16 protein-coding genes are annotated in these 19,117 nt (G+C 73.2%); 5 read left to right on the top strand and 11 right to left on the bottom strand.

What is annotated here, in order from left to right:
* Positions 1-2,395 precede the first annotated feature (2,395 nt).
* From ACZ3II_RS24990 to ACZ3II_RS24965, 6 genes are all read right to left on the bottom strand, one after another.
* Positions 2,396-2,998 (bottom strand): hypothetical protein, encoded by a 603-nt coding sequence (locus ACZ3II_RS24990; RefSeq protein WP_465520137.1) that lies wholly within the window; start codon positions 2,996-2,998, stop codon positions 2,396-2,398.
* A 468-nt stretch (positions 2,999-3,466) separates the two neighbouring features.
* A complete protein-coding gene (locus tag ACZ3II_RS24985) occupies positions 3,467-5,311 on the bottom strand; it encodes a replication-associated recombination protein A (protein ID WP_465520136.1) in 1,845 nt (614 codons plus the stop codon).
* 142 nt (positions 5,312-5,453) lie between these two features.
* Positions 5,454-5,675: a hypothetical protein gene (locus ACZ3II_RS24980; RefSeq protein WP_465520135.1), complete on the bottom strand. Its 222-nt coding sequence runs from the start codon at positions 5,673-5,675 to the stop codon at positions 5,454-5,456.
* Positions 5,676-5,794: 119 nt separating this feature from the next.
* Positions 5,795-7,597, bottom strand: a complete 1,803-nt coding sequence (gene aspS, locus ACZ3II_RS24975) for an aspartate--tRNA ligase (RefSeq protein ID WP_465520134.1) — start codon at positions 7,595-7,597, stop codon at positions 5,795-5,797.
* Between the two features lie 78 nt (positions 7,598-7,675).
* On the bottom strand, positions 7,676-8,392 hold the full coding sequence (locus ACZ3II_RS24970) for a hypothetical protein (RefSeq protein WP_465520133.1): 717 nt from the start codon (positions 8,390-8,392) through the stop codon (positions 7,676-7,678).
* A gap of 90 nt (positions 8,393-8,482) precedes the next feature.
* Complete coding sequence (locus ACZ3II_RS24965; protein ID WP_465520132.1) at positions 8,483-8,824, bottom strand: hypothetical protein; 342 nt, start codon at positions 8,822-8,824, stop codon at positions 8,483-8,485.
* 77 nt (positions 8,825-8,901) lie between these two features.
* Here ACZ3II_RS24965 and ACZ3II_RS24960 point away from each other — a divergent pair, with 77 nt between their 5' ends.
* Complete coding sequence (locus tag ACZ3II_RS24960) at positions 8,902-9,399, top strand: tetratricopeptide repeat protein (protein ID WP_465520131.1); 498 nt, start codon at positions 8,902-8,904, stop codon at positions 9,397-9,399.
* Here ACZ3II_RS24960 and ACZ3II_RS24955 read toward each other — a convergent pair.
* A complete protein-coding gene (locus ACZ3II_RS24955; protein WP_465520130.1) occupies positions 9,390-10,580 on the bottom strand; it encodes an alanine racemase in 1,191 nt (396 codons plus the stop codon). The two genes, ACZ3II_RS24960 and ACZ3II_RS24955, sit on opposite strands and share 10 nt — an antisense overlap.
* A 43-nt stretch (positions 10,581-10,623) precedes the next feature.
* Between ACZ3II_RS24955 and ACZ3II_RS24950 the strand changes: the two genes are divergently transcribed.
* Entirely contained in the window at positions 10,624-11,538 is a 915-nt protein-coding gene (locus ACZ3II_RS24950; RefSeq protein WP_465520129.1) for an aminoglycoside phosphotransferase family protein, read from the top strand.
* A gap of 107 nt (positions 11,539-11,645) precedes the next feature.
* Here the strand turns inward: ACZ3II_RS24950 and ACZ3II_RS24945 are convergent, their stop codons facing one another.
* The 4 genes from ACZ3II_RS24945 to ACZ3II_RS24930 are packed head-to-tail and all read right to left on the bottom strand — an operon-like array spanning position 11,646 to position 16,034.
* A complete protein-coding gene (locus ACZ3II_RS24945) occupies positions 11,646-13,055 on the bottom strand; it encodes a beta-N-acetylhexosaminidase (protein ID WP_465520128.1) in 1,410 nt (469 codons plus the stop codon).
* On the bottom strand, positions 13,055-13,894 hold the full coding sequence (locus ACZ3II_RS24940; protein ID WP_465520127.1) for a carbohydrate ABC transporter permease: 840 nt from the start codon (positions 13,892-13,894) through the stop codon (positions 13,055-13,057). Before ACZ3II_RS24940 ends, ACZ3II_RS24945 begins: the two co-directional genes overlap by 1 nt.
* Positions 13,891-14,775 carry a carbohydrate ABC transporter permease gene (locus tag ACZ3II_RS24935; RefSeq protein WP_465520126.1) on the bottom strand — a complete coding sequence of 295 codons (885 nt, stop codon included), beginning with the start codon at positions 14,773-14,775 and terminating at the stop codon, positions 13,891-13,893. The genes ACZ3II_RS24940 and ACZ3II_RS24935 overlap by 4 nt, the downstream gene beginning before the upstream one ends.
* The gene (locus tag ACZ3II_RS24930; RefSeq protein WP_465520125.1) at positions 14,772-16,034 is read right to left on the bottom strand and encodes an extracellular solute-binding protein; all 1,263 of its coding nucleotides are present in this window, start codon (positions 16,032-16,034) and stop codon (positions 14,772-14,774) included. Before ACZ3II_RS24930 ends, ACZ3II_RS24935 begins: the two co-directional genes overlap by 4 nt.
* 163 nt (positions 16,035-16,197) lie before the next feature.
* Between ACZ3II_RS24930 and ACZ3II_RS24925 the strand changes: the two genes are divergently transcribed.
* The 3 genes from ACZ3II_RS24925 to ACZ3II_RS24915 are packed head-to-tail and all read left to right on the top strand — an operon-like array spanning position 16,198 to position 19,089.
* Complete coding sequence (locus tag ACZ3II_RS24925) at positions 16,198-17,496, top strand: helix-turn-helix domain-containing protein (protein ID WP_465520124.1); 1,299 nt, start codon at positions 16,198-16,200, stop codon at positions 17,494-17,496.
* Positions 17,493-18,698: an amidohydrolase family protein gene (locus ACZ3II_RS24920; RefSeq protein WP_465520123.1), complete on the top strand. Its 1,206-nt coding sequence runs from the start codon at positions 17,493-17,495 to the stop codon at positions 18,696-18,698. The genes ACZ3II_RS24925 and ACZ3II_RS24920 overlap by 4 nt, the downstream gene beginning before the upstream one ends.
* Before the next feature lie 10 nt (positions 18,699-18,708).
* The gene (locus ACZ3II_RS24915) at positions 18,709-19,089 is read left to right on the top strand and encodes a RidA family protein (RefSeq protein WP_465520122.1); all 381 of its coding nucleotides are present in this window, start codon (positions 18,709-18,711) and stop codon (positions 19,087-19,089) included.
* Positions 19,090-19,117 lie beyond the last annotated feature (28 nt).

Below are 19,117 nucleotides of genomic sequence, written 5' to 3'. Positions count from 1 at the left end.
GAACCCGGTCCGGGGACACCGTCCGGGCCGACCGGCCCACGACGCTGCGCCGCACCATCCGGACCCGCCGGGAATCCACCCGTCGACTCGCTGTCGCCAGGCGCTCCTCGCCGGAAGCCACCGGCCGGCCCACCGTCGCCCGGCGCTCCACCGCGGAAACCACCGGTCGGCTCACCATCAGGGCCGGGCATCCCGGCCGGCCCGTTGCCGGGCACCGCCGCGCCACCACGCGCCGGGCCAGGACCGGGCACCTGAGCGCCCCCACGCGCCGGACCCGGACCGCCCTGAGCCGCGCCGGGCACCGGAACGCCACCGGAACCGGGAACCTGGGCGCCACCCCGCGCCGGGCCGGGCATCTGGGCACCGCCACGGGCCTGCGGACCCGGGCCGGGGATCTGACCCGGGCCGGGGATCTGGGCAGCGCCCTGAGCCGGGCCGGGACCGGGCATCTGGGCACTGCCCTGAGCGGGACCGCGACCGGGCACCTGAGCACCGCCCTGAGCCGGACCGGGGCCGGGCACCTGAGCACCGCCCTGAGCCGGACCGGGGCCGGGCACCTGAGCACCGCCACGGGCCGGGCCTCCGCCGGGGCCCACGGCGGGAACACCGGGGCCGGGCGGGCCGGTCATGGCGCGGCCGGGGGCTGCCCCCATCGCCTGAACAGCGCCGGCGGCGGGTACCGCGGCGCGGGCGGTTCCAGGGCCGTCCGGGCGTACGCCACCATGCCGGCCGGTGTGCTCCTCGCCGTCAACGGTGAACGGGCCGGCGCCGGGCGCCTCCGCCCGGGATCCGCGACGGCCGGGACCGGCCTGTTCGGGTACGGCGACTCCGCGGTCCTCGCCCGTCTGCGGCGGGATGGCCGCTCCGCGCCGGACCGGACCGGTTCCGGGACGCTGGATCACTCCGGAGGTGCTGTCCGCCATGGCGCCGGCACGTCCGGGCACCGCCGGGGTACGGGCGCCCTGCCGCCCCGGAACCACCGGCGGAACAACCGCGGCGCCCCGCACCGGGCGCCCGTCGCCGGGTCCGATACGGCGCGGCGCCGGCACGTCCGGCGTCCCGGTGAACCCACCGGCCTCCGGCTCGTCCGGATCGCTGCCCCGGCTCGCCTCACGACGGCGGCGCTCGCTGCGGGAACGCCCCGCCCTGCCGTCCTCGTTCTGCTCTTCGTCGCCCCGGCGCCGGACGACGCCGTGCGTCCCGGTGTCGCCACCCGGCTGCACGATCCCGTGTCCCCCGGTGTCGGTCCCGGTCTGCACGAAGGCATGGCTGCCGGTGTCGGTCTGCACGAAAGCGTGGCTGCCGGTGTCGGTTCCGGTACGCACATACGCGTGCGAACCCGTGTCACCGCCGACCCGGGGCCCGCCGTCGGGCGCGCCGTGGCGGCCGGAACGGTGCCCGGCGTCGCTCTCGGGCCCCGCAGGACCGGGCTGGCCACCCCGCCCGTGCCGGCCGGTCGGTTCCTCAGCGGCCCCATCCGCTCGGGATCGCCGGTTCCGGCCCCGGCTGGACCGCTCGTCCCCCGCCGCCGGTCCTCCGTAGGTCCCGGTACCCCCGTGCCCCTGCTGACCGTTCGGAATGGCCCCGGACTGATGCACCGCGTCGTAACCAGCCGGAATCGGGCCCGACTGATGAACAGCGTCCGGCCGCCCCGGAATCGGCCCGGACTGATGGACGGCGTCATAGCCGGTCGGGATCGGACCCGACTGATGCACGGCGTCATAACCGGTCGGGATCGGACCCGACTGATGCACGGCGTCGGGGCGGCCCGGGGACACCGGGTCTACCGCACGGAAACGGTCGCGGGCGGGACCCGCCGGAGAGGTGGGCCGGATGCCCGGACCGGCCGAACGAGCGCCGGGCGAGACCGGGCGTGACCCCGGAGAGACCGGTCCCGCGCTCGACGCCGCACCCCGTGCGGACGGCGGCATGGACCGTGATCCCGGCAGCTCGGGCGCATTGCCGGAAACAGGGACACCGCCGGCCCCCGGCGCCTGGCCGGGAAACATCTGCCCGGACGGATCCGGCTCGATCTGACGACGGCCGCCACCGGTCTCGGGGCCGCCCGCCGCCCGGCCACCCTGCTGCGGCCCGTTCCGGCGCGCACCCGGCGGCACCTGTCCAGGACCAGCGCCCGGAGGCACCTGACGCGCCGCCGGAGACACCTGACCCGGACCAGCACCGCGCGGCATCTGCCCAGGAGCCACGCCCGGCGCAACCTGCCCCGGTCCCCCACCCGGCGGCATCTGCCCTGGACCGCCACTGCGCGGCATCTGCCCAGGAGCACCGCCCGCAGGAATCTGACCCGGACCACCGCTGCGCGGCATCTGCCCGGGAGCACCGGCCGGAGGGATCTGACCCGGAGTGCCGCCAGGCGGCATCTGAGCCGGCTGGTTCAGAGCGTTGGGCAGCTGACCGGGGCCGGGCTGACCCGGCGGCATCTGGCCGCCCGGCGGGCGCTGCCCGGCCGGACCTGCGCCACGACGGCCACGCCCCGGCTGATCGAACGGCGGCTGTCCCCCGGGCACACCGGCAGGCGGCATCTGCGCGCCACCAGGGGGAACCTGGCCGGGTACGCCACCGGGCGGAAGCTGCCCGGGCGGCATCGCGCCCGGAGGGATGTGCCCCGGGGACATCGCACCGCCCGAAACCGGGCCCGCCGCACCCGGACGCTGAGCACCGGCAGGTTGAGCCTGCCCCGGCGGCACCGCGCCACCGCGCGGGCCACGAGGCATCTGACCGGGCGCTCCCGCAGCCGCACCCGGGCCTCCAGGAGCCTGTCCCGGAGGAACCGGTCCCGGCGCCATCTGACCCGGCGGCACCGCCCCGGGACGCTGACCGGCCGCCATCTGACCGGGCACGCCGGAACGCTGACCCGCCACCGGCTGGCCAGAAGCTCCAGGACGCTGACCGGCTGCCGGCTGGCCCGGAGCGCCAGGACGCTGACCCGCTGCCGGGCCGGAAGACCCGACTCCCCCGCGTACGCCGGGACCACCATGACCCGGCACGGGACGGCCCGCCGGCACCTGACCGGCCGGTCCGGAAGGCGCTGCCCCGGGAGGAATCCGGCCAGAGGCCGCACCGGGCGGAACCTGCGCCGGACCAGGGCCGGCGTTCTGCCGGCCACCGGCAGGATCGCCGTTACCCCGGACGGGCGGGGCGGTGAAGTCGTCGTCCGAGCCGCCGGGGAAGGCGAAATCGTCGTCGGGAACGTCGTCCGGTCCGGGCGCGAACCGCCCGGACTTGCTGGTGCGCGCTTCTCCGGGCATGGCGCCGGGGCCGATCGCGCCACGGTCGTGCTTGGCCGTACGCAGATCGTCGAGCCAGCCGGTCTCCTCCTGCGGGACCTCCACGGGAACAGCCGGCTGCTCGGCACGGCCCCCGCGCCCGAAGCGCCGGCGGTTCTTGCCGCCCTGCCCTTCGCGCGGACCGGCGTCGTCGTCGGGCCGATCGGCTCCCCGCCCTGTCACCGCTGTTCCTCTCCGGCGCTGTCGCCGCTCTCGTCATCGTCGTCGACCGTTCCGGGACCGCCGACACTTTCCGCCACGGCTTCGTGACGTGCTGCAACCGCTTGCTCGGCTGCCTGTTTCAAGTCCGCCGACGACTGTGACTCATCCGCGGCCCGAGCACCACCCGCCGCGCGGTCCGGCACCCCCGCCGAAGCGGTGACCGCCCTGCTCACCGACGCGGAATTGATTTCCCCACTACCCGCCTCCGAGGGATCCAACGCGGCAGGCGATCCATCCGGGGAGGGGCTACCGGCCGCTTCCGCACCCCCGGCAGCCGCCCCGGACTCGATGGGCGAAGAAGGGGAGGTGGGTGGGGAGGCGGCGGCTGGGGAAGCGGCCGCCGCAGAAGGAGCGGTGGGTGCGGAAGAGGACGCGGTGCCCGGAGAAGAAGGGCCAGCGGAAGCCGGACGGGATGAAGGGCCGGAACCCCGTACGATCCGGCGCAAGCGGGGAACCCGCTCCGCGACCGCGCGCTCCGCGCCGTGATCGGTCGGGCGGTAGTAGTCGGTGCCGGCGAGATCGTCCGGAACGTACTGCTGGCGCACCACGCCTCGCGGATCGTCGTGCGGATAGCGGTACCCCCGGCCGTGGCCGAGCCCTTTCGACCCCGCGTAGTGCGCGTCCCGCAGATGGGCCGGCACCGCGCCGCCCCGGCCCGCCCGCACGTCGGCCATCGCCTCGCCGAGGGCGGTGGTGACGCTGTTGGACTTCGGCGCCGTGGCCAGGTGCACGACGGCCTGGGCGAGGTTGAGACCGGCTTCGGGCAGACCCACGTTCTGCACGGCCTGGGCGGCGGCCGAGGCCACCAGCAGGGCCTGCGGGTCGGCCATCCCGACGTCCTCGCTCGCGAAGATCACGAGGCGCCGGGCGATGAACCGCGGGTCCTCGCCGGCGACCAGCATGCGGGCCAGGTAGTGCAGGGCCGCGTCCGGGTCGCTGCCGCGCATGCTCTTGATGAACGCGCTGATCACGTCGTAGTGGGCGTCGCCGTCCCGGTCGTAGCGGACGGCGGCGACGTCGACGGCTTTCTCGGCGGTGGCGAGGTCGATCTCCGGCGCGTCCTGGGCGAGCGCGGAACCGGCCGCGGCTTCGAGGGCGGTGAGGGCCTTGCGGACGTCGCCGGAGGCGAGGCGTACCAGATGGTCCTCGGCGTCGGTGGAGAGCGTGACCGCGCCGCCCAGCCCGCGCTCGTCGGTGACGGCGCGCCGGATCAGGCGGCGGACCGAGTCCTCGCCGAGGGATTGGAGGGTGAGCAGCACGCAGCGGGAGAGCAGGGGCGAGATGACGGAGAAGTACGGGTTCTCGGTGGTCGCCGCGAGCAGGGTCACGGTGCGGTCCTCGACGGCGGCGAGCAGCGAGTCCTGCTGGGTCTTGCTGAAGCGGTGCACCTCGTCGATGAACAGGACGGTGGGCGGGCCGCCGTACCGCCGTTCGCGCCGGGCGGTCTCGATCACGGCGCGGACGTCCTTGACGCCGGCGGTGAGCGCGGACATGGCGACGAACTTGCGGTCGGTCGCGTTGGCGACCAGGTGCGCGATGGTGGTCTTGCCGGTGCCGGGCGGGCCCCAGAGGATCACCGACATCGGGCTGGAGCCGGTGACGAGCTGGCGCAGCGGGGCCCCGGGGGCGAGCAGATGCTCCTGCCCGATCAGCTCGTCCAGCGAGGTGGGCCGCATCCGCACCGGCAGCGGCGCGTCACCGGCGGGCCGGCCGAATCCGGCGGCGGGCGAGGCGGGGGACGCGGCCGGCGGCGGGGGTGGCGCGTCCGGCGGCGCGAGGGAGAAGAGCCCTTCCGTATCCATCACAACCGACAGTACCGGCCGTCCGAGCATGATCCGAAACGCCGGTGGGAAGGTCCCGAGCAGCCACTACGGCCTCACGCAGCGTGTCGGGAAACGGCCTCCGGCCCGACCCGGGGGCGGGGTCGGGCCGGAGAGGAAAAGGTCAGCCGCGGCCCGGACGGCGGCCGTAGAAGCGACGGCCGGAGCCGGTGCCCGACGAGGCGCGCGGGCCGCTGCCCACACCGGCCAGGTACAGGGCCAGGAGCAGCAGGCCGATCGTCGTCAGGGTCGGCACGTTGAACAGCGCGGGGGCGCCGAAGTTGGTGTTGAGCAGGTCGATGATGAGCGAGATGCCGAAAACGACGGCGGCGGCGATGGCGAGCATCAATTCCTCCGGGGGGTGTTTGAGAGCCTGTGAACTGGCTGATACCCGGATGGCCGTCGTTCTGAAACGCCGAAAGCCGGCTTCCGGGAGCGTTCCCGGAAACCGGCTTTCGGCGATCGTCAGTTCGAGTGCTGGACCGGCGCCGCCTGGCCGTCGGTGCCGGGCGTCCCGGCTGCCGCCTTCGGCTTGGCGTCGATGCCGGCCTCGAGCCGCTGCTGCGCGGTGATCGGGGTCGGCGCGGTGGTCAGCGGGTCGAAGCCGCCGCGGGTCTTCGGGAAGGCGATGACCTCACGGATCGACTCGTTGCCGCTGAGCAGCATGCAGGTCCGGTCCCAGCCGAGCGCGATGCCGGCGTGCGGCGGCGGGCCGTACTTGAACGCCTCCAGCAGGAAGCCGAACTTGTCCTCGGCCTCCTCCGCGGAGATGCCGAGCAGGTCGAAGACCCGGCTCTGCACGTCGCCGCGGTGGATACGGACGGAGCCGCCGCCGATCTCGTTGCCGTTGACGACGATGTCGTACGCGTACGCCAGGGCCTGGTCGGGCGCCTCCTCGAAGCGTGCCTCCCACTCCTCGTTCGGCGACGTGAACGGGTGGTGCACCGCGTGCCAGCCACCCTCCTCGGTCTTCTCGAACATCGGCGCGTCGACGACCCAGCAGAACGCCCAGGCCGACTCGTCGATCAGCTTGGCCCGCTTGGCGATCTCGATCCGGGCCGCGCCGAGCAGCTCCTGCGCTTCCCGGCGCTCCGTGGCGGCGGCGAAGAACACCGCGTCGCCGGGCTTGGCGCCGACGGCGTCGGCCAGGCCGGACAGGTGCTCGGGCGACAGGTTCTTGGCGACCGGGCCCTTGGGCTCGCCGGTCTCGGCGTCGAGCACCACGTAGGCCAGGCCGCGGGCGCCGCGCGCCTTCGCCCAGTCCTGCCAGCCGTCCAGCTCCTTGCGGGTCTGCGAGGCGCCACCCGGCATGACGACGGCGCCGACGTAGCCGCCTGCGTCGATCGCGCCGGCGAACACCCGGAACGCGGTGCCGCGCAGGTATTCGGTCAGCTCGACCAGCTCGACCCCGTACCGCAGGTCGGGCTTGTCGGAGCCGTAGCGGTTCATCGCGTCGGTCCAGGTGATCCGCGGGATCGGCAGCTGCACCTGGTAGTCGGCGAGCTCGCTCCACAGCTTGGCGACGATCTCCTCGCCGAGCGCGATGATGTCGTCCTGGGTGACGAACGACATCTCGATGTCGAGCTGGGTGAACTCCGGCTGGCGGTCGGCGCGGAAGTCCTCGTCGCGGTAGCAGCGGGCGATCTGGTAGTACCGCTCCATGCCGGCGACCATCAGCAGCTGCTTGAACAGCTGCGGGGACTGCGGCAGGGCGTACCAGGTGCCGGGCTGGAGCCGGACCGGGACCAGGAAGTCGCGGGCGCCCTCCGGGGTCGAGCGCGTCAGCGTCGGCGTCTCGATCTCGTTGAAGTCGTGCGCGTGCAGGATCTCGCGGGCGATCTGGTTGGCGCGACTGCGCAGGCGCAGCGCCTTCGCCGGGCCGGAACGGCGCAGGTCCAGGTAGCGGTACTTGAGGCGGAGGTCGTCGGAGGCGGTGATCGTGTCGTCGACCGGCAGCGGCAGCGGGGCCGCCTCGGAGAGCACGGTCAGCTCGCTGGCGACGACCTCGATCGCGCCGGTGGCCAGCTCCGGGTTCTCGTTGCCGGCCGGGCGGGCGCTGACCTCGCCGACGACCTTCACGCAGAACTCGTTGCGCAGCGCGTGCGCGTCCTCCTCGCGGAACACGACCTGCACCACGCCGGAGGCGTCACGAAGGTCGACGAAGATGACACCGCCGTGGTCGCGCCGGCGCGCGACCCACCCGGCGAGCGTCACCGTCGTGCCGGCGTCGCTCGCGCGCAGAGTGCCGGCGTCATGGGTACGGATCACGGAAACGTCTCCTAACAGGGTTCGCGGGGCGCACCCGACATTCTGTCAGGAGCACCCCGTGCCCCGGCCACCGCATATCTACTTGGGCACCCGCCAGGAGGTCGCGCGCAGGCCCGCGGTGCCGGAACTGCCGACGTCGATGATCTCCACGAGCACCAGTTCGGCCGGCACGGCGGCGGTCCGTACGCAGAGCGCGGCGCCCTTGCGGACCTCGACCTCGAGCCCGCGCCCGAGCGGGCTGGTGCGGATGGCCCGTTCGCAGGCTTCCGCGTCGCTGTCGGCGCCGGCCTGGCGGCTGCCGCCGGCGGCTCCGGCGCCGAGGCTCAACCGGGGCGGCAGGCTGCCGCACCGGCTCTCGTAGCGGAGGTCGGCCAGGCTTTCGGCGGCGTCGGCCCGGGGTTCGTCCAGGTCCAGGTGTACGACCGCCGCGCACGCCAGGTCGAGCCGCAACGGCTCCTTGGCGTAGGAGACCGGGTAGGTGACCGGCTCGGGTTGCCGGGCCCGTTCCGGCATCGGTGCCGACGGCGCCGGAACCGGCCGGAGCGCCGTGACCGTCCGGAACGTGCGCCACGAGAGGAGTCCGGCCGCCGCGGCGGTGAGCAGCGCGACGACGCTGATCACCAGCGCCGCCCGGGCTCCGGTCCGGCGCGGTTCGGCAACCGGGGCGGGTTCCTGCTCGGGCGGTGGCGCGCTGGTCGGCAGGAGCGCCCCGAGCGGCTCGGTGGGCCCCTCCTGGGGCGGGGCGCCGGGGCGGCGCTGGGGCAGCGGGGAGTGAGCACCAGGAAAAGCCGACATGACGGACTCCAAGGGCGCAGCGGGTAAAGCGCTCAATCAACGTAAACTTCATTGATCGAGTGGGCCATCCCCCGCCCGGGGCACTGCGGCTCAGCGGAACTCGCTGACCACCTCGATCGGGCCGACGATGTGGTCGTTGAACTCCTCGAGCTCCTCGGCGGGCACCCACAGCTCCAGGATGGAGTCGCCGCCGGCCTGGCGTACCGGGTACCGCCCGGCGAACGCGGCGTCGACCTCGAACCGGGTCACGTACCCCACGCCGGACGCCGGGACGTTCCAGTCCCGGGCGATCATCGTCGCGTACTCCTCGTTCAGCACCGGGTAGAAGATCGGCTGGTCCGGCAGCCGCGGCGGCCAGCGCCGCCAGCCGCTGTCCCGGACCAGGGCGAGCTCGTTCGGCCCGGTCGGCCGCCACAACGTCAACGTCTTCACGGCCGGCAGTCTGGCAGGCGGTAGTCGATCGTCACATCCGCTTTTCCGGGTCACGGCGGGTCTGCGAGGCTTCCCCGGTGAGCACAGCGGAGTGGGAGAAGCGGCTGGCCGCGGTCTGGGACGGCTTCGACGGGCTGACCCCTGCGGAGGTACGGCGGGCGATCGACGACCTGGTCGCGGAGTTGCCGGCCGGGGATCCGATCGGCGCCTTCGAGCGGGCGTCGGCCTTCGACGCCACCGACCTTCCCGAGCAGGCCGTGGCGCTCTATCGGCAGGCGCTCGCCGACGGTCTCGGCGGGGAGCGCCGCCGGCAGGCGGTCATCCAGCTGGCGAGCACGCTGCGCCTGGTGGACCGTTCGGCGGAGAGCGTCACCCTGCTCACCGCCGAGCTGGCCGCCGGCTCCGACCACCTGGACGACGCGGTGAAGACCGTCCTCGCGCTGGCGCTCACCGACGTGGGCCGGGAGCGGGAGGCGGTCTCCGTCGCGGTCGGCGCGCTGGCCCGCCACCTGCCGCAGTACCGCACGTCGATGGCGGAGTACGCCCGGCTGCTGGTGGAACCGCCTCAGAAGTAGGTGTGCAGCACGTCCACGACGTGCCGGTCCTCGTCGACCACCGGGATGTCCCGCCACTTGTCGAAGGCGGTGCAGGGGTGCGAGATGCCGAACCGGATCAGGTCACCGGGCGCGAGAGCGACACCATCGACGGCGAGGTACGTGTGATGGTCGTTCAGCTTGGTCACCGCCAGCCCGGTGGCCGGTTCCACGGTCCCGTCCCCGCGGCGGATCTCCATCGGCACCGGCAGGCCCTCGTCGAACGGGGCGTCCCGCTTGCCCATCCCGGCCAGCGCGAGGCCCGGCTCCGGCACGGACAGGACCTGCGCCCAGATCTCCAGCGCCGCCGCGAGCGGCCCCTCCCCGGGCACCCGCAGGAACGGGGTCTTCTCCCGGTAGAACCCGTCGTCGTGGGTGACCGAGGCGCCGCTGCGCAGGATCAGCCGCGCCGGGACGCCGATGGCGGTGAACCGGCCGGCGACCCGGTCGAACCAGGCGCTGCCACCGGCCGACACGATCGGCCGGTCCGGCAGCAGCCCGGCCCCGGCGAGCCGCGCCACTCCGGCGACCAGTTCGTCCAGGAACGCGTCGACCTCGTCCTGATCATGCAGTTGGCCCTCGTACCCGGTGACTCCGGCGAGTTCCAGCCCGGGCGCCGCGTGGACGGCCCGTGCCACCGTCTCCAGCTCGTCGAGACCCCGCACACCGGTACGCCCACCCGCATGCCCCAGCTCGACCAGGAGCCGCAGCGGCCCACCCGTCGCGGCGGCCGCGTCCACCCCGGCGACGGAGTCGGCCTGGAAGTACACCTCCCACCCGGCGGCGCTCTCCCCCGCGAGCCAGCGCAGGGCCACCGGGTCGAGGATCTCGTTGGCGATCAGCACCCGGTCGATCCCGAGCCGCCGCATCACCAGCGCCTGGTTGGGCGTGGCCACGGTCATGCCCCAGGCCCCGGCCCGCATCTGGGCGTCGAGGAGTCCCGGCGCCATCGTGGTCTTGGCGTGCGGCGCGAAGTCGAACCCGTGCCGCCGGCAGTACGCGGCCATGGTCGCGATGTTCGCCTCCACGGCGGCCTGCCGGACGGTCAGCAGCGGCCAGGTGAAGTCACCGCCGAAGATGCCCGGCCGCCCGGCGGCGATCTCGGCCGCGCTCCGCGAGCCGTCCGGCTGCCAGAACCCCTTGCTGCGCCAGTCGATGGTCACACCGGTCCCCTTCTCGTGGAGAGAGTCTTCTATAACGGACGTCATGCTTCCGGACACCTTCACTCAGACCGTCGAGAACTGCTGGGGTGACGACGGCCGCCGCTGGCTGGCCCGGCTGCCGCGGGTACGCGACGAGGTGATGCGGGACTGGGCGCTGGAACCGGCCGGGCCGCTGCCGTTGAGCATGAACTGGGTGGGCCGGGTGCGCCGGGCGGACGGCACGACGGCGGTGCTCAAGCTGGGCGTGCCGGAGGCCGCCCACCTGGCGGACGAGGCGACGGCGCTGGAGTGTTTCGCCGGGCGCGGCGCGGTCGAGGTGCTGGCCCGCGACGACGCCCGGGGCGCCCTGCTGCTGGAGGAGGCCCGGCCCGGGACGCAGCTGCGTGACCTGGTGCCGGACCGGGACGAGGAGGCGACCGCCGCCCTGATCGCGATGATGCGGCGGCTGCACCGGCCGGCGCCGGCCGGGGTGGCGCTGCCCGAGCTGTCCGGGCGGATCGCCTCGTTCCGGGGCTACCTGGCGCGCTTCCCCGGCGACGATCCGATGCCCCGGGTTCTCGTCGAGCGGGCGGCGAGCCTGTTCACCGAGTTGTGCGCGAGCGCGGCCGAGCGGGTGGTGCTGCACGGCGACCTGCACCACGACAACGTGCTCGCGGCGGAGCGGGAGCCGTGGCTGGCGATCGACCCGCACGGCGTGGTCGGCGATCCGGGGTACGAGATCGGCGCGCTGCTCTACAACCCGGATCCGGAGGCCGCCGACGACACCGTCCTGCATCTCGCGGAGGCCCGGATCGAGCAGCTCGCCGACGGTCTCGGCATGCCGGAGGAGCGGGTGCTGGCCTGGGGTTTCGTGCAGGCGGTGCTCTCCGAGGTGTGGACGTTCGAGGGCGACGGCGCGGTCACCGGCCGCCCGCTCCGCCTGGCGCAGCGACTGGCCCCACTGCTTCCCGCGTGTTGAGTTGAGGCGCGCATGACGGCCGAACTCAACACACCGAACCGCACACCCCCAGCGTGTTGAGTTGAGGCGCGCATGACGGCCGAACTCAACACGCGGTCTTGGGACGGTCACCGCAGGTCCGCTGTCATCTCGTGGAGTTCGGCGAGACGATCTTCGAGGGTACGGGGGAAGCCCGGCGCGTCCGGCCGGGCGTCCCACGGCCGTGGCCCGGACAGCGGCCGGTAGTTCACCCCGAGCGCGTCGAGGCGTTCCAGATGTCCCGGAAGCCGGGCGGAGAAGTCGGCGAAGTCGCGCTCGGCGGGCCCCCACACCACTTCGGCGAACGCGCACAGCCGGGGGAACGCCATGTACTCGACGCGCCGCAGCGACTCCATGTGCTCGGTCCAGATGTTCGCCTGCGCGCCGATGACGAGGGGGTCGGCGGGTGGCTCGTACGCGTACACGTCCTGGAGGGTCAGCAGGGTCCCGACGGGAGTCGGCTCGTCCGGGTGCTCGGACTGCCGGTAGTCGAGGTAGAGCCGCACGTCCGGGCAGGCGACGACCTGGTGCCCGGCCCGCGCGGCGATCAATGTCGGTTCGGTGCCGCGCCAGGCGGCGATCACCGCGCCGGGCGGGGCGCCGCCGGCGAGGATCTCGTCCCAGCCGTAGATCCGGCGGCCCCGGGTCGCCAGGTGCGCGGCCATCTCGGCGGTGAACGCGACCTGCAGCTCCCGGCCGCCGGGCCACTCCACGGTCGGGCACTCGTCGCCGCCGATGCCGATCAGCTCGGACGGGAAGACGTCGCAGACGTGGTCGAGGACCTGCCGGCAGAAGTCCAGGGTGGCCGGTTCCAGGTTGAGCACGTGCTCGGAGATCCCCCAGCCGGTCCGGACCGGCCCGGTGAAGCCGTTGCCGAGTTCCGGGTACGCCGCGATCGCCGCCTGCATGTGCCCGGGCATGTCGACCTCGGGCACCACGGTGATGTGCCGTTCGGCCGCATACGCGACGATCCGGCGCAGGTCGGCGGTGGTGTAGAAGCCGCCGTGGGGCCGGCCGTCGTACCGGTGGTGGATCCGGGAGCCCAGCATGCTCTCGGCCCGCCAGGCCCCGGTCGAGGTCAGGCGCGGCCATCCCGGCACCTCGACACGCCAGCCCTGGTCGTCGGTGAGGTGCAGGTGCAGCACGTTGAGCTTGTGGAAGGCCAGCAGGTCGACGAACCGGAGCACGTCGTGCACCGGCATGAAGTGGCGCGCCACGTCGAGCAGCACACCCCGCCAGCCGAACCGGGGCGCGTCCTCGATCCGTACCCGCGCGATCTCGCCCTCGACGGCGTCCACGGGCAGCAGCCGGCGCAGGGTCTGGTGGCCGTAGAAGAGACCGGCCGCGGAACCTCCGGTCAGCTCGACGCCACCCGAAGCACAGTCCAGGACGTAGCCCTCGCGGGGCAGCGCCGGGTCGATCCGGGCGCGCACGTCATCGGGCCGGACGGTCACGGTGCCGTGCTCCGCCCGTACCACCGCAAGGGGTTGAGGGATCATCAATCCTTCACCGCCCCGCCGAGCCCGGCCACCAGCCGCCGGCGCACCACCATGAAGAAGATCAGCACCGGTACGGTCATCAGCGTCGACGCCGCCATGATCGCACCCCAGTCGTTCTCGTCGGGTTTGAAGAAGACCAGCAGCGCCATCGGGAGGGTCTGGTGGTCGGCCTCGCTGATGATGAAGGTACGCGCGAACAGGAAGTCGTTCCACGCGTGGATGAACGAGAACACGCTGGTGGCAGCCAGTCCCGGGGCGACCAGCGGCAGCAGGATCCGCCACAGCACGGTGAACCGGCTCGCGCCGTCGAGTTGCGCCGCCTCGTCGAGCTCGTCGGGGATCCCGCCCACGAAACCGCGCAGCATCCAGATCGCGAACGGCAGCGTGAACGCGGTGTGCACCAGCACCAGCGACCCGAGCGTGTTCAGGCCGATCCCGGGGACCGCCGTGCCGATGTCACGGACCAGGAAGAACAGCGGAATCGTGAGGGCCTCGATCGGCACCATCTGGGCGATCAGGAAGGTCACCAGGATGGTGGTGCGGAACCTGAACCTGAAGCGGGTCAGCGCGACGGCGGCGAGGAACGCGATCAGCCCGGAGATCAGCACCACGGCGAGCGCGACCAGGACGCTGTTGAGCAGGTAACGCCCGAAGTCGTTGACCGCGAGAACCCGGCGGAACGCGTCCAGCGACGGCGCGAGCGTCCACGGCCTCTGGTTCAGGGACTGGATCTCGCCGGCCGGTTTCACCGCGGCGAGGACCATCCAGTAGATCGGGAAGATCGTGATCAGGGCGATCAGTACGGCTGCCGTGTCGAGCAGCCTGCGGCCGAGTCTCACAGTTGTTCCCCCGATCGGCGCAGGGCCCTGAGGTAGACGAGCGTGACGGCCAGCAGGATCAGCATCATGACCACGCCGATCGCGGCGCCCCGGCCGTACTCGCTGGAGGCGAAGGCCTGCTGGTAGGCGTACACGTTGAGGGTGAGGTTCTGGCCGGCCAGGCCGCCGCCGTGGGTCATCACGTAGACCTGGGTGAAGACCTTGAAGTCCCAGATGATCGACTGGATGACCACGATCGCCAGGACCGGCCGCAGCATCGGCACCATGATCCGCCAGAAGGTGCGCCAGGCGCCCGCCCCGTCCAGGGACGCCGCCTCCAGCACGGACTTCGGGATGGCCTCGATCCCGGCGTACAGGGTGACCATCACGAACGGGAACGACGCCCACACCACCACCGCGCCGACCAGGCCGAACGCGGTGTACCTGTCGTACATCCAGTTGAAGCCCTCGATGCCGAACAGCTGGTTGACGAACCCCAGGTCGGTGTCGAACAGGAACATCCAGGTGGTCGAGCCGGACACCGCCGGGACCGCCCACGCGGCCAGCGCGGCCAGCGACAGCAGCAGCCGCGGGATCCGGCTCACCCTGGTCAGCAGGACCGCGAGCCCGGCGCCGACGGCCAGGGTGGCCACCACGCAGGCGGCGGCGAACAGCACCGTCGCGCCGAGCACCGACCAGAACCGGGCGTCGCCGAACAGCCGGGTGTAGTTCTCCGCGCCGACGAACCGGGTCGGCTGGCCGCCGCTCACCTGGGCCTGGGTGAAGTCCAGGACGGAGAGCAGGCCGAGCTGGTACATCGGGTAGAGGAAGAGACCGCCGAGCACCACCGCGGCCGGCAGGAGCAGCCACAGTGGTGCCCGGGTGGTGCGTGCTCGGCTCACTTCTGAAGGGCCTCGTCGATCAGCTTGGCGGCCTCGGTGGTGGCCTCGTCGACGGTCGCCTTGCCGGTGGCCACCTTCTGGATCATCGTGGGCAGCACCGCGGAGGCGTCGATCTTGCCCCAGCCCGGGTTCAGCGGGACGAACTTCGTGCCGGCGCCGATCGTGTCGATGAACGGCTTGACGAACGTGTCCTTGGCGGCGATCTCGTCGCTGGCGGACTTCAGGGTCGGCAGGTTGCCCATCGCGTCGTACATCTTCGCCTGGTACTTCCTGCCGGCCAGCAGCGTCAGGAAGTCCGCGGCCAGGGCCGGGCGCTGGGCGTTCTTCATGATGCCGAGGTTGTTGCCGCCGGCGAACGCCGGGGCGACCGAGCCCGCGGTGAGACCGGGCAGCGGCACGACCGCGTACTTGCCCTTCGCCGCGCCGGCGTCGACCGCCGCGCGGTTGAAGTTGCCGAGGATGCCCATCGCGGCCTTGCCGCTGGCGAACAGCTCGACGGTCTTGCCGCCGGTCAGGTCGGCGCAGTTCTGCGGCGGGCAGTTGTCCGCGGCGATCAGGCCGGTGTACGCCGTCAGTCCCGCCCGCGACGGCGCCGAGTCGATGTCGGTGATGTCACCGCCGTTGGCCCACACGAACGGCAGCGCCCCGAAGGTGTACTTGCCGCCGACCGCGACCCCGAACATCTCCGGCTTCTTCGCCCGGATCGTCTTGGCGGTGGTGGCCAGTTCGGCCAGGGTGGCCGGCGGCTTCAGGCCCAGCTCGGTGAACACGTCGGTGCGGTAGTACAGCGCCCGGACGCCGAGGTACCACGGGACGCCGAGCAGAGTGCCCTGGTAGGTGGCGCTGGCCTTGGCGTCGGCGGTCAGGTCGGCGCCCTCGGACCAGCCGGACACGGCCGGGCCCAGGTCGGCGAGGCCACCGGCGACGGCGTACTCGGGGAGGTCGGTGTTGCCGTACTCGACGACGTCCGGCGCGCTGGCCGGGTCGTTGAAGGCGCCCTTGAACCGCTCGCTGCGGGTGTCCACCGGGATGTACTGCACGTCGACCGAGGTGTCCGGGTGGGCGGCGGTGAACTCGGTGATCGCCTCCTTGACCACGGCCTCCTTCGGGGCCCGGTTCGGCTCGTCGAACAGCCAGACCTTCAGGGCGCCGGTCTTCGGGCCGCCGTCGGCGGCGGTGGTCGCCGGGGCGGAGGTGGACGGGGCACACGCGGTCATCGTCACAGCGAGGGCGGCGGCTGCCGCGAGTCGCAGTCTCATACGCACACTCCATACGAACTAGGTTCGTTAATGGTTCGTTTAAGTGCGCCTCAGCGTGCTGCTTGAATAAGCCGTCGTCAAGACCCAATTTCCACTTGACCGGGGGCCCCGTGTCGGCCACGCTACGAGGCGATTAACGAACCACTTGAGAACAGGCGGCGACATGGTGATCGGATTGGTGGTGCACGCCGGTCACCGGGCACGGTTCGCCGACGCGGCGAGCACGCTCACCGGCGTCGAGTTCGCCTGGGCGGTCTACGACCGCGAGGACGAGATCCGCGACCGGGTCGCCGGCCTGCTGCGCGAGCACCGCCCGGACGGTCTGCTGCTCGGCCTGGTGCCGTACGCCCGGGCCCGCGACATGATCCCCGCCGACCTGCCGTTCACCGTCACCCGCTCGGCCGCCCTCGACCTGGCGCTGGCCTGGGCCCGGGCCCGCGGCAACGGCTGGCCCGCCACCCCGGTCAGCGTCGACACGTTCGCCGGCGAGACGATCGACGAGGTGGCCGCCGCGCTCGGCCTGGACCGGACCGCGATCGCGGCGCTGCCGTTCGACGCGGACCAGCCGGTCAGCGAGGTGATCGACTTCCACCGGGCGCACCTGGACCGGACCGGAGCGCCGTACGTGATCAGCGGCCGGATGGGCGTCGCCGCCGCCCTCGACGGGCGGACCGCCGTCCTGCACGCCCTGGCCACCCCCGGCACCATCCGCGCCGACCTGCACGAACTCGCCCTGCGGATCCGCAACAAGCGGGCCGACGGGCAGCGCTTCGCCGCCGGCCTGTTCCTCGTCGGCCGCCCCGAGGCCGGCCCCGGACTGGACCGCGCCCGGGTCGGCCTGCAGCACCTGCTGCTCAACACCCCCGAGTTCGCCGACGCCTGGATCGACCACCGGGGCAGCCGCGGCGTGCTGGTGTTCGCCCCGGCCGCCCTCTTCGAGACCGTCACCCACCAGTGGGTGGGGCTGCCGGTGCTCGCCGAGGCCCGCGACACCCTCGGCGTCCGGGCCGTCGCCGGCTTCGGCATCGGCGGATCGGCCCGGCTCAGCGTCACCCTCGCCGAGCGGGCGGCGGCCCGGGCCGAACAGGACGACGACCCCGCCGCGTACCTCTTCACCGCCGACGGGATGACGATCGGCCCGATGAGCGCGACCGGGACACCGCTCACCTACTCCTACCGGGAACACGGCGGCCTGGAACAACTCGCCGTCCGGGCCGGGCTCAGCGCGGCCACCCTCTCCCGGCTCGCCGCCATCGAGAAGAGCCTGGAAGGCCGCCCCCTCTCCCCCGGCGAACTCGCCCGCACCCTCGGCATCACCGACCCCAGCGGCCGCCGCCTGATCCGCAAACTCACCGCCGCCGGCCTGGTCGAGGAGACCGGCAGCGCCCAGGAACATCGCAAGGGCCGCCCCACCCGCCTCTACCGGCTCGCCATCGCCGGAGCGCTGGAGACCGCCCGATGACCTGGGACCTGCTGCTGACCGGTTCGGAATCCGGCGACCTGGCGATCCAGGGCGGCCGCATCGCCGCGACCGGACCGGATCTGCCCCGCGACGCCCACCGGATCCTCGACGTCACCGGCCGTCTCCTCACCCCCGGCCTGATCGACGTGCACACCCACGTCGGCCCCGGCTACTGGGGCATCGACCCCGACCCGATCGCCTGGTACTCCGGCGTCACCACCTGGGTCGACGCCGGCTCGGCGGGCGCCTACACGGTGGCCGGGCTGCGCCGGGTCGCCGAGACCGCATCGGTACGGGTCCGCGCGCTGCTCAACATCTCCGCCGTCGGCCTCGCCGGCCGCACCGGGGAGAGCCGCGACCTGGCCAACTGCGACGTGCCGCTGGCCGTCGACGCGATCCAGGGCAACCGTGACCTGTTCCACGGCGTCAAGGTGCGCATCGACCGGGAGACCGTCGGCGCCAACGGGGTCGAGCCGCTCCGCCGCGGGATCGCCGCCGCGGAAGCCTGCGGCGTGCCGGTGATGGTCCACATCGGCACCGCGCCGCCCACCCTCGACGAGGTCCTCGACCTGCTCCGGCCCGGTGACCTGGTCACCCACTGCGCCAGCGGCATCGCGGCCCCGCTCGGCCCGGCCGTCCGCGCCGCCGCCGACCGGGGCGTGCTGCTCGACCTCGGCCACGGCTCCGGCGGGTTCGCCTTCGACGTCCTCGAAGCACAGCTCGACGCCGGGCTCCCGCCGTACACCGTCTCCACCGACCTGCACGCCCGCTCCCTGCACGGCCCGGTCTTCGACCTGCCCACCACGATGGCGAAACTCCTCGCGGCCGGCGTGCCGCTGCCCGACGTGGTCGCGGCGGTCACCACACACCCGGCGCGGGCGCTGGGCCTGCCCGGCGGCACGCTCGCGGTCGGCGACCCCGCCGATTTCGCGATCTTCGAGGTACGGGCGGAGCCGTTCACCGTCGTCGACGCACACCGGCAGACCCGCACCTCGCCGGTCCGGCTGGTCAACGAGGCCACGTACGTCGCCGGCCGTCCCCTCACCCCGCGGCTGCCCGCCCCGCCGGCGCCGTGGATCCCCCTCACCGACGCGCAACACGCCGCCCTGGCCCGGCGTGAACGCGACATCCGTGCCCTGCTCACCGCACCCCTGGTGGAGGCGGACGGGCTGGCCGAACAGTTCCCACGAACCGTTTCCTAGGAGAGACCTCATGCCCAAGCGCGCTGTGATCACCGACAAGGCGGCGCCGGCCGGTGGCCCGTACTCGCACGCCGTCGTCGCCGGCGACACCATCTACCTGGCCGGGGCGATCCCCGCGCTGCCCGACGGCACCCGGGTGACCGGCACCTTCGCCGAGCAGGCGCACGCGGCGTTCCGCAACCTGGCAGCCGTCGCCGAGGCCGCCGGATCCAGCCTGGACGACGCCGTCCGGATCGGTGTCTACCTGCGCGACTTCGGCGACTTCCCGGAGATGAACGAGATCTACCGGGAATACATCAAGGGCGACCACCTGCCGGTCCGCACCACCATCCCGGTCGCCCTGGTCGGCTTCGACATCGAGATCGACGCCGTCCTCTACACCGGCGCCTGAGGATAGCCCGGCGCTCTCCGGGGTAGAG

The organism is Actinoplanes sp. NPDC019969 (genome assembly GCF_055562375.1).
Note: the sequence above shows the minus strand (reverse complement) of the source record. Positions and strands in the feature narration are given on the sequence as shown.

Coding starts and splice junctions, on each gene's coding strand:
- ACZ3II_RS24990 (WP_465520137.1), bottom strand. CDS start 2,998: ATGGTGGTCCCGGCGTACGCGGGGGAGTCGGGTCTTCCGGCCCGGCAG.
- ACZ3II_RS24985 (WP_465520136.1), bottom strand. CDS start 5,311: ATGGATACGGAAGGGCTCTTCTCCCTCGCGCCGCCGGACGCGCCACCC.
- ACZ3II_RS24980 (WP_465520135.1), bottom strand. CDS start 5,675: ATGCTCGCCATCGCCGCCGCCGTCGTTTTCGGCATCTCGCTCATCATC.
- ACZ3II_RS24970 (WP_465520133.1), bottom strand. CDS start 8,392: ATGTCGGCTTTTCCTGGTGCTCACTCCCCGCTGCCCCAGCGCCGCCCC.
- ACZ3II_RS24950 (WP_465520129.1), top strand. CDS start 10,624: ATGCTTCCGGACACCTTCACTCAGACCGTCGAGAACTGCTGGGGTGAC.
- ACZ3II_RS24945 (WP_465520128.1), bottom strand. CDS start 13,055: ATGATCCCTCAACCCCTTGCGGTGGTACGGGCGGAGCACGGCACCGTG.
- ACZ3II_RS24930 (WP_465520125.1), bottom strand. CDS start 16,034: ATGAGACTGCGACTCGCGGCAGCCGCCGCCCTCGCTGTGACGATGACC.
- ACZ3II_RS24925 (WP_465520124.1), top strand. CDS start 16,198: ATGGTGATCGGATTGGTGGTGCACGCCGGTCACCGGGCACGGTTCGCC.
- ACZ3II_RS24920 (WP_465520123.1), top strand. CDS start 17,493: ATGACCTGGGACCTGCTGCTGACCGGTTCGGAATCCGGCGACCTGGCG.
- ACZ3II_RS24915 (WP_465520122.1), top strand. CDS start 18,709: ATGCCCAAGCGCGCTGTGATCACCGACAAGGCGGCGCCGGCCGGTGGC.